Source organism: Pseudomonas sp. CFBP 13727, from assembly GCF_014841915.1.
GTDB lineage: Bacteria > Pseudomonadota > Gammaproteobacteria > Pseudomonadales > Pseudomonadaceae > Aquipseudomonas > Aquipseudomonas baltica.
The window spans coordinates 96,473-111,529 of sequence record NZ_JACYUT010000007.1 but is presented as its reverse complement, the minus strand read 5'-3'; the positions used below and the strand labels follow the sequence as shown (position 1 = coordinate 111,529).

The following is a 15,057-nucleotide window of genomic DNA, read 5'->3' as shown; positions in this document are numbered from 1 at the left end:
CCAGGGCGAGTTGCTGCCGACGACTACGCAACAATGGCTATTCATTCGTGACTCTCAAGCAAGAGAGATTTGCGCGCCGCCTGCTTACTCCTCACTGACAAGGCCTCTAGACTGCGCCCATCGACATTTCTCGCACAGTCAACGAGGCCACATTCATGAAAAAGATTCTCCTGCTCAACGGCGGCAAGCAGTTCGCCCACTCCGACGGTCGCTACAACCAGACCCTGCATGACGCCGCCGTGGCCTACCTGGACCGCGCCGGCTTCGACGTGAAGCAGACCTTCATCGACGGTGGCTACGACATTGCCGAGGAAGTGCAGAAATATCTCTGGGCCGACGTGGTCATCTACCAGATGCCGGGCTGGTGGATGGGGGCGCCGTGGACCGTGAAAAAATACATCGACGAGGTGTTCACCGAAGGCCATGGCAGCTTGTATGCCAATGACGGCCGGACCCGTTCCGATGCGTCGCAGCGATATGGCAGCGGTGGCTTGCTCAAGGGCAAGCAGTACATGATTTCGGCCACCTGGAACGCGCCGCAGCAGGCGTTCGACGATCCGGCCGACTTCTTCGAGGGCAAAGGCGTGGACGCGGTGTATTTTCCGTTCCACAAGGCCAACGAATTTCTCGACATGACCGCTTTGCCCACCTTCCTCAGCGTCGACGTGATGAAGATGCCGAACATCGACAACGATGTCGCACGGTATCAGGCGCACCTGGCCAAGGTGCTGGGCTGACGGCACGCTCGCCAGGGCGGGGATTGGTGTATGTTTCGCAGGTCCTGGTAGATCCGATGAGGCCTGCGTTGAAATCTCGATCCGATGAGCTGCAAGTCTTCGTCGCCGTCATTCAGAGCGGCTCCATTTCTGCCGCCGCCGAGCAGTTTGGTCAGACCCCTTCGGCGGTCAGCCGCACCTTGTCCAAGCTCGAGGCCAAGCTGGACACCACCTTGATCAACCGCACCACGCGGCGTATGGACCTGACCGAAGAGGGGCGGTTTTTCTTCGAGCAGGCCAAGGAGATCCTGGCGCGCATGGACGAGTTGGAAGAGCGCTTGGCGCTGCGTCACCAGACGCCGGCCGGACGCTTGCGCATCAATGCCGCGTCACCGTTCATGCTGCACGCGATCGTGCCGTACGTGGCGGAGTTTTGTCAGCGCTACCCGGACATTCTGCTGGAGCTCAACAGCAATGATCTGATCATCGATCTGATCGAGCACAGCACCGATGTCGCCATCCGTATCGGGGTATTGGCCGACTCTACCCTGCACGCCCGGTCGCTGGGTTGCAGCCCGCTGAACATCCTCGCCAGCCCCGCCTACCTCGAGCGCCACGGCGTGCCGGAAACGGTCGAGGCCTTGAGCCAGCACGTGCTGCTGGGCTTCACCCAGACCGAAACGCTCAACCACTGGCCGTTGCGCCATGCCGAGGGCGATCGACTGCAGATCCAGCCACGCATGGCGGCGTCCAGTGGCGAAACGTTACGGCAACTGGCGCTGGAAGGGCAGGGGATCGTCTGCCTGTCGCACTTCATGACCCACGAAGACATTCGCCAGGGGCGCTTGCAGGTGGTGCTGGCCGATGCCAACAGCGGTTACCGCCAGCCGATCAATGCGGTGTACTACCGCAACTCACAGCTGGCGTTGCGGATTCAGTGCTTTCTGGACTTCATTCAGGACAAGTTGGCGGCCTACGCCTGCTGAAGCGGCGGCGGGTGGATTGCGCCGCTTTCGATACGCCGCTTACCATGACGCCTGATCGCCATTCCCGGGACTCATCATGAAGCGCATCGCATTGCTCGCCGCCCTCGTCACTCTGGCCAGTTGTTCCAGCAAGGGGCCTGACGACGGCAGCCTTGGCAACGAACAGGCGCAGGACATGTTCAAGGAGGCGATGTCGCAGCCGCCCGTGCCGCAGAGTGTGCTGCGCAACGGTGATCGCCTGAGCTTCATGTTGCTGCAGCCCAAGACCGACACGTCGCCGTTCGGCTTTCTGCTGCAAGTCGAGGCGGCGTGTTCCAGCCCCAGCGCCAGCCTGATCTATCTGGACGGGGTAAAACGCATCTATTTCGCCAGCCCCGATGGCAAGTATGCGCCGGCCCGTCCGATCCCGGCTGCGCAGGTAGCGGCGTTGAATGCCAATCCCGCTTTCCAGCGCGCCTGCGCCGCCACTCCCCAGCCCGATTGGCGGGTGCTGTTGGGCAAGGGCGATGAACAATGGGTGCTGATCGACCGTAACAGTTTGGCTACCGTCGAGGGGCAGTTGCAGTTCTGGGCGGCCTACGACTCGCCGACCATCGGCCACGATCAGCCACACAACGCGCCCTATGCACAGAAACGCGAGCGCTATGCCCTGGACTGCGCCAAGCAGACGTTCAGCCTGCTGGCCGGGTATGACCTGGATGAGCACAACACGGTGACCGATGGTGGGGTGTTCTTCGAGCCCAAGACTTACAACGTGAAGGACAGCGACCCGGATTATCGACGGGTGTTCGACGCTGCCTGCGGCAAGCCCGAAGGCCTGGCCGGATTGCCGGCGTTCAAGCCGCGGAGCAAGGCTCCGTTGGTGCTGGCCACCCCGCGCGTGCAGGCGCCGGCGCTGTCGGCGGTCAAGCAGTTGAACCTGCCGAAACCGGTAAAGGTGCTGAAACGGGTAGTGGAAACCGGTACGGCCCATCTCAAAGGGCAGAGCGCACCGTTCACCGAGGAAAAATCGTTCAGCCAGGACAAGGCGTCGGGGCTGCTCTCGGTGCGCACCAAAGGCAGCAATTTCGAGGGGCAGGCGGTGAGCTTTCGCGGCTTGGTCGCGTTGGCCCAGCAAACCGTGTACAGCGGCGAAGCGCCGATGGTGGACAACGTCGGTTTGAATGCCATTGCGTTCAGCGGGGACTGGAAGAACATGCCGGTGGGTGCGCAGCTGGGCTATGTGACCGATGGCAAGATGAGCAACAGCGTGGTCGGCGAGTACGGCAAGCCGCGTCAGGCGTTCGACTGCCGTGTCGAGCAGCAGTTGCCTGCGACCCAGGTCAATGGCCGCTTGAGCGGTCAGGCGAAGAAGCTGCGCTGTGCGCATTTGGAAGACAATCTCAAGCGGGTGGAGACGCTGTATTACCTGGAGGATTACGGGTACTTTTTCCGCGCGGGTGTGGACCCGAACGCGTTCTTTCATGAAGAGCGGGTGTTGAAGGAAGTGGAGTGAGCGGGTTGGATCGTGTTGCGGCCGGACGCGGCTTGCGCCGCTGCTACAGGGGATCGGTTTCCGTAGCAGCGGCGTGAGCCGCGTCAGGATGTGAGCGTGCTTTCTTAGACGCGGAAATGGCTGACCATCATTTGCAACTGATTGCCCAGGCGTGCCAACTCGACGCTTGAGGCGGCCGTTTCTTCACTGGCGGCGGCCGTCTGCTCCGATACATCGCGCACGTTGATGATGCTGCGGCTGATTTCCTCGGCAACCGAGCTTTGCTGTTCGGCTGCAGCTGCAATCTGCTGGTTCATCGCCTGGATGCTGGACACCGTGCGGGTAATGTTCGCAAGCGAAGTGCCGGCGCGGCGTGTCAGCTCGACACTGCTGTCAGTCAGGCCACGGCTGCTCAACATCACACTGGCGACCTGTTGCGTACCCATCTGCAGACCGGCCACCAGACCTTCGATTTCCTCGGTGGATTTCTGCGTACGCTGGGCCAGACCGCGAACCTCATCGGCCACCACGGCAAAGCCACGTCCGGCCTCGCCTGCGCGGGCCGCCTCGATGGCTGCGTTGAGGGCCAACAGGTTAGTCTGCTCGGCGACTGCCTTGATCACGTCCATGACGCTGCCGATCTTGTCGCTTTCCTTTTGCAGAGCATTCATCGCTTCGGTGGAACGACGGACTTCGTCGGCTAGTTTCTCGATCTGCGCGATGGCTTCGCCTACCACCTTGTCACCTTCACGCGCTTCGTCGTCAGCGGTGGTGGCGGCCACCGAGGCCTGTTCGGCGTTGCGCGCCACTTCCTGAACGGTCGCGGTCATCTCGTGCATGGCGGTGGCGACCTGATCGGTTTCGACTTTTTGGTTGTTGACCCCGGCACTGGTCTGTTCGGTGACGGCGGATAATTCTTCGGCAGCGCTGGCGATCTGGGTGACGCTGTCGCGGATGCCGCCGATCAGCTCGCGCAGGGTTGCGCCCATGCGCTGAATGCCTTGTTGCAGCACGCCCAGCTCGTCCTTGCGGGTGACTTGCAGGTTCTGACTCAGGTCGCCGCCGGCAATGCGCTCGACAACTTCCAAGGTCTGCTGCAACGGGCGAGTGATCTGGCGGGTAATGATCCACGCGGCAAGGATCCCGAAGATCAGGGCCAGCAGCGCGGCGCCGATTTGATAGCTGCGCGCTTCGGCGCTTTCGGCATCGCGCCGCTGAATCTGGATCTTGTACAGCTCGTCGCTCAGGCGGACGATTTCAGCGCCTTCCACGGTCATCTCGGCACGCGCCGTAGCGATGTTGGCGATTGCCGCCTTGAAGCCGGCGACTGCAGTGCGGTAGTTGCCCAGCGCGGCGTTGAGTTGCTGGAAGCGGGACTGCTCGGTGGGCAGGCGGGCGGACAGCTGCTGCAGCTCGGCCACGGCGCGGTCCATCTGGGCGAAGGCGGCCTGTTCGGATTTTTCATTGACGTTGCTGGTATAGGCGAGCACGTCGTAGCGCGTCTGCTGGATCAGTTCACGGACGCGGGTAATGGCCTGGAATTCGTCGAAGCGCAGGTCGCCGTCGGGCACTGCAAGCACCGCCTGATTGATCTGGTTGACCAGCTCTGTGGAAGCCGTCGCCGTGGCGGTCATGTTCTGCCGCGCGACATTGCTGGCCTTGTAGCCGTCGCGCATCTGGTTCAGCGACTTCTGATACGCGTCGATCTGCTCGGACTGGGCCTTGAGGCGCTGCAGGTTCTCGGGGCTCTTGAAGCCGTCGATCAAGTTCTTCTGCTGGGTCTCGAAAGCGTCCAGTTGGGTCTGCACGGTTTGCGCAGACGCATCATCGCCGTTGGCGAGCATGTACTGCAGGCGCACGATGCGCAGCTTGGTCAGGCTGTTGTTCAGTTCGGAAATGTCGCTCATCCAGTTGCTGCGCTGGATCAGGCTGCTCAAGCTGGTCCAGCCGGTCAGCGCCAGCAGCGCGGTCAATACCAGCACCAGGCCAAAGCCCAGCGCAAGTTTTCGGGTAACGCTGATATTGCCGAACCAGCCGTTCATAAATGTGCTCCTGACAGTAAAGGATCAGACCTGGACGACCGTCGTTGTGGTTATGGGTGGTCGCCATGAAAAGGTCTTCTTGATCCCCCCATATCGGCACCTCGTCGCAGAGCTGAAACAAAAAGTCGGATCACCGAGGCAAAAAAAAACGGCGCGATCGAGATCGCGCCGTCTGGCTGTTGCGGCCGTTGCATCAAGCGATCGGCTGCGAACTCCACTCACCGTTCACCAGGCGTTGCAGGCCCAGCGGGTTGGCATTGCGCAGCGCTTCGGGCAGCAGCGCGTCCGGGTAGTTCTGGTAGCAGACCGGACGCAGGAAGCGGTCGATCGCCAGGGTGCCGACAGAGGTACCGCGCGCATCCGAGGTGGCTGGGTAAGGGCCGCCGTGGACCATGGCGTCGGACACTTCCACACCAGTCGGGTAGCCGTTGACCAGAATGCGGCCGACTTTCTGTTCCAGCACCGGCACCAGCCATTGGTACTTGACCAGGTCGGTGGCCGGTTCGCCGATCAGGGTGGCGGTCAGCTGTCCGCGCAGCGATTGCAGCGCGGTTTTGAGCTCGGCATCGTCGGCGACTTCGATCACCACGGTGGCCGGGCCGAAGACTTCTTCCTGCAACAGTTCGTCGCCATTGAGCAGCAGGCTCACATCAGCCTTGAACAGTTGCGCCTGAGCCTGTTGGCCTTCCTGCGGGTTACCGGCCAGGTGCGTGATGCCTTCATGGGCCAGCAGGTGTTCGACACCTTTGCTGTAGCTGCGCAGACCACCGGCATTGAGCATGGTTTGCGGCGCCTGGGCAGCCATCTGCGTTTGCAGCTGCTCGAGGAAAGCGCTGAAGGCCGGCGAGCGAACGCCGATCACCAGGCCCGGGTTGGTGCAGAACTGGCCACCGCCCATCACCACGGACGCCGCCAGTTCCTTGGCCACGGTTTCGCCGCGGGTGGCCAAGGCGTCCGGCAGCAGGACGACCGGGTTGATACTGGACATTTCAGCGAACACCGGGATCGGCTGGGCACGCTCGGCGGCCATTTTGCACAGCGCATTGCCGCCGTTCAGCGAGCCGGTGAAGCCGACCGCTTGAATGGCCGGATGCTTGACCAGCGGCTCGCCGACGCCGGCACCGAAGATCATGTTGAACACGCCCTTGGGCATGCCGGTCTTTTCTGCAGCACGGATGATGGCGGTGCCGACCAGATCGGCTGTCGCCATGTGCCCGCTGTGGGCCTTGAATACAACCGGGCAACCCGAGGCCAGCGCGGCGGCGGTGTCGCCACCGGCCGTGGAGAACGCCAGGGGGAAGTTGCTGGCGCCGAACACGGCAACCGGGCCGACGCCGATGCGGTACTGGCGCAGGTCGACGCGCGGCAGCGGCTTGCGGTCGGGCAGGGCGAGGTCGATCCGGGCACCGAGGAAGTCGCCACGGCGCAGTACTTTGGCGAACAGACGCATCTGGCCGCTGGTGCGACCGCGTTCGCCTTGGATGCGGCCGGCAGGCAGGGCGGTTTCCTGGCAGACGACTGCCACGAAATCATCACCCAGCGCATCGAGTTCGTCAGCGATGGCATCGAGGAATTCAGCGCGGCGAGCGGGGCTCAGCTGGCGATATTCCAGGAAAGCATCGTCGGCCGCCTGGCAGGCGGCGTCGACTTCGGCATCGGTGGCTTGGTAGAAGCTATAAGGAAGCGCCTCGCCAGTGGTGGCGTCGACACTCTTGAGTTTGGGCTCGCCACTGGCGCTGCGGTTGCCGCCGATGAAGTTGTGACCGAGGATGTTAGGCATTGTTGTCTCCGTGTCCTGTGGGCGGGTTGTTAACAGACATCATACAACTTGAGCATATACCGGGCAAGTTGCCCCCCGAACCCCCTACTGTAGCAGCGGCGCGAGCCGCGTCGGTGGTTGATGGGGTGAATCAGGTACAACGCAGCAGGGCCGGACGCGGCTTGCGCCGCTGCTACAGAGGCCTGTCGTGATCGATTCGCAACCCCTGTAGCAGCGGCGCAAGCCGCGTCGGCGGTCGATGCGGTGAATCAGGCAGACCGCGGTGAGCCCGGACGCGGCTTGCACCGCTGCTACAGAGGCCTGTCGTGATCGATTCGCAACCCCTGTAGCAGCGGCGCGAGACGCGTCGGTGGTTGAGGCGGTGAATCAGGCAGACCGCGGTGAGCCCGGACGCGGCTTGCGCCGCTGCTACAGAGGCCTGTCGTGGTCGATTCGCAACCCTTGTAGCAGCGGCGCAAGCCGCGTCGGCGGTCTATGCGGTGAATCAGGCTGAACGCGGTAAGCCACCTCGGCATTCGCGCCGAAAGAAAGCAAATAGCCAGCACGCAAGGTAGCGGCGAACAGGGCCTTGGAGGTAAGGTGAGCAATGGTGCATCAATGGCGATCATGCGCGTCGCCCCATGAAGAGAACGAGAGGCCATGCCGCCCATTCCCCTGCTGATCTGCGATGACTCGAACATGGCCCGCAAGCAGCTGCTGCGCGCCCTGCCAGCGGATTGGGACACCACCATCACCCAAGCGGTGAACGGCCGCCAGGCGCTCGAGGCGATTCGCGAGGGCAAGGGCGATGTCATGTTGCTCGACCTGACCATGCCCGACATGGACGGTTATCAAGTCCTGGCAGCACTGCGTGAGCACGGTTTGCGCTGCAAGGTCATCGTCGTCTCCGGCGACGTGCAGGATCAGGCCCTGCGCCGGGTACGCGAACTCGGTGCGCTGGCCTTCATCAAGAAGCCGGCCGAGCCCGACGAGTTGCGCCGAGTCCTGCTCCAGGCCGGCCTGCTGGAAAAGACCACCGGCGGCCCCTTGCGCGGCGGCAGCGACAGCACCATCCACATCGGCTTCATCGACGCTCTGCGCGAGGCCATCAACGTTGCCATGGGCCAGGCTGCTGCCATGCTGGCCAAGGTGCTCGGCGTGTTCATCCACTTGCCCGTACCCAACGTCAACCTGCTCGAAGCCAGCGAGTTGCACATGGTCCTGGCCGACGTGCAGAGTACACAGCCGATCACGGCAATCTGCCAAGGCTTCATCGGCGGCGGCATCGCCGGTGAAGCGATGCTGATCTTCCACGACTGCGACATCGCCGACCTGGCTCGACTGATGAACCGCAGTGCGCTGGACTACTCCGACCAGGAAATGCTTCTGGACCTCTCGTCGGTCATCATCGGCGCCTGCCTCAGCGGCCTGGCCCAGCAGTTGGACGTGATGTTCTCCCAGAGCCATCCGCACCTTCTCGGCGACCACGGGGCGATCGACGACCTGATCGAAGTCGGCAGGCACCGCTGGAAAAAGACCCTGACTGTCGAAATCAGCTACGCGCTGGAAGGCCACTGCATTCATTTCGACTTGCTGTTGCTGTTCACCGAAGACTCGGTGCAGTTGCTGCGCGACAAGCTCGACTACCTGATGAACTGAGCCATGAACAGACCTATCGAACTGGACGAATTTCACTGGCTGCTGGCGATCACGCAGAGCATCGACGTTGGCGTGGTGGTGCTCGACAGCGACTACCAGGTGCAGGTCTGGAACACCTTCATGGAAAACCGCTCCGGCGTGCAACCCAAGGACGCCATCGGCCAGGCCTTCTTCAGCCTGTTCCCGGAGATCGACCGCGAGTGGTTCCGCAAGAAGGTCAGCAGCGTGGTCACCCTCGGCACGCCGGCCTTCACCATCTGGGAACAACGCCCGTACCTGGTGCGCTTCAAGAACTATCAGCCGATCACCGGGCACGAAGCGTTCATGTACCAGAACACCACCATCCTGCCGTTGCGCTCCACCAACAGCGAGATCAAGCACATCTGCGTGGTCATCTACGACGTGACCGACGTGGCCACCAACCGCCGTCAGTTGCAGGCGTCGAACCTGCAACTGCAGAAGCTTTCCAGCACCGATCGCCTGACCGGGTTGTACAACCGTGGTCACTGGGAGGAAGCACTCAAGGTCGAGTACGCACGACACGGGCGCTACGGCCACGCGACCTCGTTGATCATGTTCGACATCGACCACTTCAAACGGGTCAACGACACCTATGGCCACCAGGTGGGCGACCAGGTCATCCAGCGCGTGTCGCAGGTGCTGCGCGCGATGGTCCGTGACTCGGACATTGCCGGACGCTACGGCGGCGAAGAGTTCGCCGTGCTGCTGCCGGACACCGACAAGGCGGGCGGTGCCATATTGGCCGATCGGCTGCGGCTGGCTATCGAAGCCGAAGTGGTCGAGCACGAAAGCGGCCCGGTGCGGTTCACCATCAGTCTGGGCGTCGCCGACCTGGGCTACCCCAGCAACGAGCACCAGCAGCTGATCGAATGGGCCGACCAGGCGCTGTATGCCTCCAAGCGCGGCGGCCGCAATCGCGTGAGCGTCTACGAGCGGCCCTGACGGCGCCGATCAGTCCTTGGTGGCATGCGCCCAGCGATAGTCCAGGCGTGGCGCGCGGACCTTGATCCGGCGCTGGGCCTTGCTGAAAAACGGCTCGTGCACCGGCTCCGGATCCTTCAGGAACACCGTCAGCACCGCACTCAACGCATACAGGCCGGTAAACGCCCATACCACCCCTTCCAGGCCGAAGCTTTCATTGAAGATCGCCACCACCGCAGGCCCCACCCAGGTGGAAGCACCCGCGCCCAGGCTCAACACCGACAGCGCCGCTGCCTTGTTGTGCGGCGCCAGTGCCGGTGCCAGTGCCGACAGCGGCACGAAGCACGCCAGTGTCAGGCCATACAGCGCGCCGAACACCGAGGCCAGCAGGAAGTTATCCGGGAAGGCTTGCGGCATGAAGAAGAACAGCGGCGTGGTGATCGTGCTGCCCACCGCGCCCAGCCAGAGGATGGTATTGCGGTAGCCGATGCGCGTGCTGATGACGCTGGAACCCATGTTGCCGATGATGTTGAACACGAAGACGATGGTCAGCAGCTGCAGCCATTGCTCCAGGGTGAAACCCACCGTGTCCATGAAGTACCCCGGCAGTACCACGAGAAAGCCGAACATCGACGAGGTATTGATGATGCGCACCACACCGGCGAGCGTGACCTTGGGGTGCGACCACATGATGGTGACGTTCTTGGCCATCGACACCAGCGGCTTTTCACCTTCGGGTGCCAGGCGCCGCATGCCGTGGGCCTCACGCATGCCGACCAGACCGATCACGCCGCCAACCACCACCAGCGCGAACGACAGCCAGAACGTCTGCAGCGCACCGATCAGTGGAATGCTCACGCTCGCCACCAATGAACCCAGGGTCGGCAGACCGGCTGCATAGGCCACCCAGAACCAGCCCACGGCCAGGCCCATCTTGCGCGACGGCGTCGCCGCGGCGATCCACACCAGAAATCCGTAGGCGAACAGCGGATAGCCAAAGCCGCGCAGGCCATAGGTCAGCAAGATCATCTGGTAGCTCAGGGTTTCCAGGCCGTAGATCAGGAACAGCACTTCGAACACGCTCCAGATCAACAGCCCGAGCATCATCACCCGTTTCGGGCCCCAGATATTGGACAGGGCACCGGCCAGCCATGACGAGATACCCACGGTGACGCCATACAGCGTGAACACCATGGCGATTTCACCGTCGGGCATGCCGCGGTCGCTGAGAAAAGGGGAGAGGTAGCCGAGTTCGACACCGTCGCCGATCATGAAAATCAACAGGCCGACGAAGCCCCAGAACAGGGGATAGGGAATGCCGATCTTGTCGCACAGGCGAGAGAGGCGGGTGTTCGGAGTGGATTGATTGCTCAATGGTCCGTTCCTTGTGTGCAGCACGGCGCTTGGGCGCGCCGAATGAATGGCCTCGATGAGGTTGAAAGGCAGGCTCGGTCAGGAGCAGGAGAACGCCACGAAGGGGTGGCACAAACGGCAGAGGCGGGCGCATGAGGATCGCCGATGTACGGCGTGCATGGGCCCTTTGATCTGCTTTATTCGAGATTTTCGCGCCGTTTGCTTATTTGTTATCGCATCTGAAACGATTCAGCGCAACCGCATGGCGGCCTGTTGCCTGCGACAACGTGCCCGGTGGTAATGGCCGCAGGCCACGTCTTATGGCGGCTAAGGTGTTGCAAAAAATGACTGAAAAAAAATGCCAGGAATGGCCTCGGGTCATGCCTTCGTCTCAGCATGTGAGAGCATGGCCGCATCCCTGCCAGAAGGGTTGCCGCTGGCCGTGCCAGAGCGTAAACCTTGGGTATCGACCTCGGCAGGAAGTCCCATGTACCCGCTCATTTCCCACGTCGACAGCGACACCTCACTGCCTGACAGCGCCGATGTGGTGATCATCGGTGGCGGCATTGTCGGGGTGTGCACCGCGTTTTTCCTGGCCGAACGGGGCGTGTCGGTGGTGCTGGTGGAAAAAAGTGGCATCGCCCATGAGCAGTCGTCGCGCAACTGGGGCTGGGTGCGCACCATGGGTCGCGATGTGGCCGAGGTGCCGTTGGCTATCGCCAGTCTCAAGCTGTGGGACGGTTGGGCGGCGAAATTGCAGCACGACACCGGCTTCACCCGCTCCGGCATTCTCTATGCCTGCGAATCCGCCGCAGAGCTGGCGGCCAAGGTGACCTGGCTGGATCAGGCGAAACCGCTGGGCATCGAGGCGCGGCTGCTCGACACCGCGCAGATTCAAGCCCGCCTCCAGGCCAAGGTCCCGTCCTCCTGGACCGGCGCGCTGTTCACCGAGAGCGACGGTCGCGCCGAGCCGGACATTGCCACCGCGGCCATCGCCGAAGGCGCCCGAGCACGCGGCGCGAAGCTGTTCGTGCGCTGCGCCGCGCGCAGTGTTGAAACCTCGGGCGGCAAGATCAGCTCCGTAGTTACCGAGCTGGGCGAAATCAAATGCAACAGCGTGGTGCTCGCGGCCGGTGCCTGGTCGAGCCTGTTCTGCGGCAACCTGGGTATCCGTCTGCCGCAACTGCGCGTGCTGGGTTCGGTGATGCGCACGGCGCCGTTACCGGGCGGACCGGAGTGCGCGGTAGCGACCGAAAAAGTCTCCTTCAGAAAGCGTGCCGACGGCGGCTACACCGTCGCCCTGCGCAACGCCAACGTCGCGGCGTTGGTACCGGACAGCTTTCGCTACCTGCCCGACTTCCTGCCCATGGTCAGGGCTCACCACCATGAATACCGCCTGCGCGTGACCCGCCAGAGCTGGCAGGAACTCAACACGCCCAAGCGCTGGAGCAATGCCCAGGCTTCACCGTTCGAGACACAGCGCCTGTATGACCCCAAGCCGGTGGATGCTTACCTCGACCAGGCTTTGAGCATGCTTGCCGAGCAGTTTCCGATCTTCGCCCAGGCCAGGATCGAGCAGCGCTGGGCCGGATTGATCGACGTCACGCCCGATATCGTGCCGGTGATGGACCAGGTGCAGAGCCTGCCCGGTTTCTACTTGGCCACCGGCTTCTCCGGGCACGGTTTCGGTATCGGTCCGGGCGCTGGGCATTTGATGGCGGACCTGATTACCGGCAGCGCGCCTTTGGTCGATCCCGCGCCGTTTCGTTTCGCTCGGTTCGCCCGATGACATTCTCATCTTCAAGCCCCGAGCCGTTGCGCAATGCGGTCCGCTTCCTGGCGCATGGCTTGCACCAGCCGTTGCTGATAAAGCGGGGTCATGCGCACGCTCGGCAGGGCGCAGCTCAGCGCGCCCACGGGGGCTGCGTCGGCGTCCAGAATCGGCACCGCCACGCCGGTGTGCAGCGGCAGTACCCGATCGGCCAGGCCGCAGGCGTAACCCTGTTGGCGCACCTGCTTGAAGGTCGAGCGCAGGGCGCTGTCGCTGATGGCGTATTCACGCAGCAGGCGCGGTGCGTTGTGTTCCAGAATCTGCGCGCGTGCCGCAGTGGGCAGGTGGCTGAGCAATGCCAGCGAGCCCTGGCCGACGCCGCTGAGCACGCGCGCGCCCACGCAATCGGCAAAGCTCTGGGTAGGATTGGCGCCCTCATGCAGTTCCAGGCACAAGGCGTAGTAGCCATCCTGAACGAACAGAAAGAAGCTGTCCTGGAAGGTTTCGCACAGGCGCAGCAGGGCTGGGCGGGCGAGCTCGCGCACGCCGCCGGTGTTGCCGGCCTGGGCACCCAGGCTGAGCAACTGGTAACCCAGGAAGTAAGGCCCGCGCAGCCGTGGCAGGCGCACGAAGCCGTAGGATTTCATCGCCTTGAGCAGCCGATACAGGGTCGCGCGGCTAAGCTGGGTATCGGCGCTGAGTTCTTCGATGGTCGCGCCCGGCGCGCCGCGCGCGGCAATCGCCTGAAGAATGTCGAAGGAGCGGTCCAGCGTTTGCGTGCCCTGGGTTGTGCAGCGCGGCAGACGAGCTGGGGATGAGTCGGTTTGGGGCATGTGTAGCTCTCCCTGGAAACGACAATGGCCGAACCCGCACCGAGCACAAGGCTGGGTCTGGCAGGCACGGCAAGTGCAGTGCAATATCCGGGCCCTCACGGCCCTTCTCACCACGATCCATAGGGATGACAGCAACCGATGCCTGGACCTCGCGTAGTACCTGTACAGGGCGATGAACACCTGCCGGACCGAGTCGATGTGGTGGTGATCGGCGGCGGCATCGTCGGTGCATCCACCGCCTTGGAGCTGGCCGAACGCGGCTTGAAAGTGGCCTTGTGCGAAAAAGGCGGCATTGGCCACGAACAGTCGAGCCGCAACTGGGGCTGGGTGCGCATCTCGCGCCGTGATCCGCGCGAGTTGCCCTTGATGGCCCATGCGCTGAACATCTGGAACGACCTGGCCGCGCGCATCGGCAAGGACGTCGGCTACACCCGCGCCGGCATTCTCTTCACCTGCGCGGATGATCAAAGCTACGCCGAACACGAGCGCTGGAAGGCCAACCTGGACGAGTACCCGGTGCGTGCGCGGATGGTCTCGGGCACCGACTTGGCCGGCTTGCTGCCCGGTGTCGCGCGGCTACCGATCAAGGGCGCGCTGTACACCCCCGACGACGGTCGCGCCGAACCTCAGCAGGCGGCCCCGGCGATTGCCGAAGCGGCCCGGGCCAGGGGCGCGGTGATCCTCACCGAATGCGCGGTGCGCGGCATCGAGCGCGCGGCGGGCCGGGTCAGTGGCGTCATCACCGAGCGTGGCCCGATCGCCTGCACGTCCGTGGTGCTGGCCGGCGGCGCCTGGTCGAGCCTGTTCTGCTCGCCATTGAAGGTGCACCTGCCCCAGCTCAAGGTACTCAATTCAGTGATCCGCACCACGCCGCTGCAGGGTGGTCCGGAAGCCGCCATCTGGGCGATGGATTTTGCCGTGCGCAAGCGTCAGGACGGTGGCTACACGGTTGCCTCTGGCCACGAGAACATTGCTGACATCGTGCCCGACTCCTTTCGCTACGCACGGCAGTTCTGGCCTGCTCTGCAGCAGGAACACAAGTCCCTGTCGTTTCGCCTGGGCCAGCGTTTCTTCCAGGAAGCGGTGCTGCCCAAGCGTTGGGCGCTGGACGAAGCCAGCCCCTTCGAATACCGCCGCGTGCTCGACCCGGTGCCGTCGATCCGCCAGTCCAACCGCGCCCTGGCCAGCCTCACCCACGCCTTTCCGGTGTTCGCCAACGTACGGATTGCGCAGCGCTGGGGCGGCATGATCGATGTCACGCCCGATGCCGTGCCGGTGATCTCGGCCGTGGAGGGAGTACCTGGCTTTTTCATCGCCACCGGATTCTCCGGTCATGGCTTCGGCATCGGCCCGGCGGCCGGGCGGCTGATGGCCAATCTGGTCACCGGCGAAACCCCGATCGTCGACCCGCAAGCGTTCCGTCTCTCGCGCTTCACCGACGGCTCCAACCCACGGCCCATTTCCGGATTCTAGAGCCACCCGTTCACCCGGCAATACCCTTCAGAAGCTCGTCCGAACGAGC

General features: G+C 63.3%; 11 protein-coding genes and 1 pseudogene. 7 read left to right on the top strand and 5 right to left on the bottom strand.

The genetic code is table 11. The features are described 5' to 3' along the window. Positions 1–155 precede the first annotated feature (155 nt). The 3 genes from IFT76_RS20080 (at position 156) to IFT76_RS20070 (ending at position 3,197) form a co-directional block, all read left to right on the top strand. Complete coding sequence (locus IFT76_RS20080; protein ID WP_122480247.1) at positions 156–737, top strand: NAD(P)H-dependent oxidoreductase; 582 nt, start codon at positions 156–158, stop codon at positions 735–737. A gap of 68 nt (positions 738–805) precedes the next feature. Next, on the top strand, positions 806–1,702 hold the full coding sequence (locus IFT76_RS20075; RefSeq protein ID WP_192059989.1) for a LysR family transcriptional regulator: 897 nt from the start codon (positions 806–808) through the stop codon (positions 1,700–1,702). Positions 1,703–1,778: 76 nt separating this feature from the next. After that, complete coding sequence (locus IFT76_RS20070) at positions 1,779–3,197, top strand: hypothetical protein (protein ID WP_192059987.1); 1,419 nt, start codon at positions 1,779–1,781, stop codon at positions 3,195–3,197. A 104-nt stretch (positions 3,198–3,301) separates the two neighbouring features. On the opposite strand, the gene IFT76_RS21105 is transcribed toward IFT76_RS20070, so the two are convergent. The 3 genes and pseudogenes from IFT76_RS21105 to IFT76_RS20060 all read right to left on the bottom strand — a co-directional run bounded on the left by IFT76_RS21105 (position 3,302) and on the right by IFT76_RS20060 (position 6,998). Continuing rightward, positions 3,302–4,015, bottom strand: a complete 714-nt coding sequence (locus IFT76_RS21105; RefSeq protein WP_425312042.1) for a methyl-accepting chemotaxis protein — start codon at positions 4,013–4,015, stop codon at positions 3,302–3,304. A 141-nt stretch (positions 4,016–4,156) separates the two neighbouring features. Continuing rightward, positions 4,157–5,083, bottom strand: a pseudogene (locus tag IFT76_RS21100) (methyl-accepting chemotaxis protein); the annotation flags it as partial. Between the two features lie 328 nt (positions 5,084–5,411). Then, a complete protein-coding gene (locus tag IFT76_RS20060; protein ID WP_192056342.1) occupies positions 5,412–6,998 on the bottom strand; it encodes an aldehyde dehydrogenase (NADP(+)) in 1,587 nt (528 codons plus the stop codon). 639 nt (positions 6,999–7,637) lie between these two features. Here IFT76_RS20060 and IFT76_RS20055 point away from each other — a divergent pair. After that, positions 7,638–8,636, top strand: coding sequence for a response regulator (locus tag IFT76_RS20055; RefSeq protein ID WP_122480242.1), 999 nt, complete (start codon positions 7,638–7,640; stop codon positions 8,634–8,636). 3 nt (positions 8,637–8,639) lie between these two features. After that, positions 8,640–9,599: a sensor domain-containing diguanylate cyclase gene (locus IFT76_RS20050; RefSeq protein WP_192059984.1), complete on the top strand. Its 960-nt coding sequence runs from the start codon at positions 8,640–8,642 to the stop codon at positions 9,597–9,599. Between the two features lie 9 nt (positions 9,600–9,608). Here IFT76_RS20050 and IFT76_RS20045 read toward each other — a convergent pair whose 3' ends face one another. After that, positions 9,609–10,952: an MFS transporter gene (locus tag IFT76_RS20045; protein ID WP_213014976.1), complete on the bottom strand. Its 1,344-nt coding sequence runs from the start codon at positions 10,950–10,952 to the stop codon at positions 9,609–9,611. Between the two features lie 466 nt (positions 10,953–11,418). Between IFT76_RS20045 and IFT76_RS20040 the strand changes: the two genes are divergently transcribed. After that, positions 11,419–12,720 carry an NAD(P)/FAD-dependent oxidoreductase gene (locus IFT76_RS20040; RefSeq protein ID WP_192059982.1) on the top strand — a complete coding sequence of 434 codons (1,302 nt, stop codon included), beginning with the start codon at positions 11,419–11,421 and terminating at the stop codon, positions 12,718–12,720. Positions 12,721–12,731: 11 nt separating this feature from the next. Here the strand turns inward: IFT76_RS20040 and IFT76_RS20035 are convergent, their stop codons facing one another. After that, positions 12,732–13,535 (bottom strand): IclR family transcriptional regulator, encoded by an 804-nt coding sequence (locus tag IFT76_RS20035; RefSeq protein ID WP_192056350.1) that lies wholly within the window; start codon positions 13,533–13,535, stop codon positions 12,732–12,734. Positions 13,536–13,673: 138 nt separating this feature from the next. On the opposite strand from IFT76_RS20035, the gene IFT76_RS20030 reads away from it, so the two are divergent. After that, positions 13,674–15,008 carry an NAD(P)/FAD-dependent oxidoreductase gene (locus tag IFT76_RS20030; RefSeq protein WP_192059980.1) on the top strand — a complete coding sequence of 445 codons (1,335 nt, stop codon included), beginning with the start codon at positions 13,674–13,676 and terminating at the stop codon, positions 15,006–15,008. Positions 15,009–15,057: the final 49 nt, after the last annotated feature.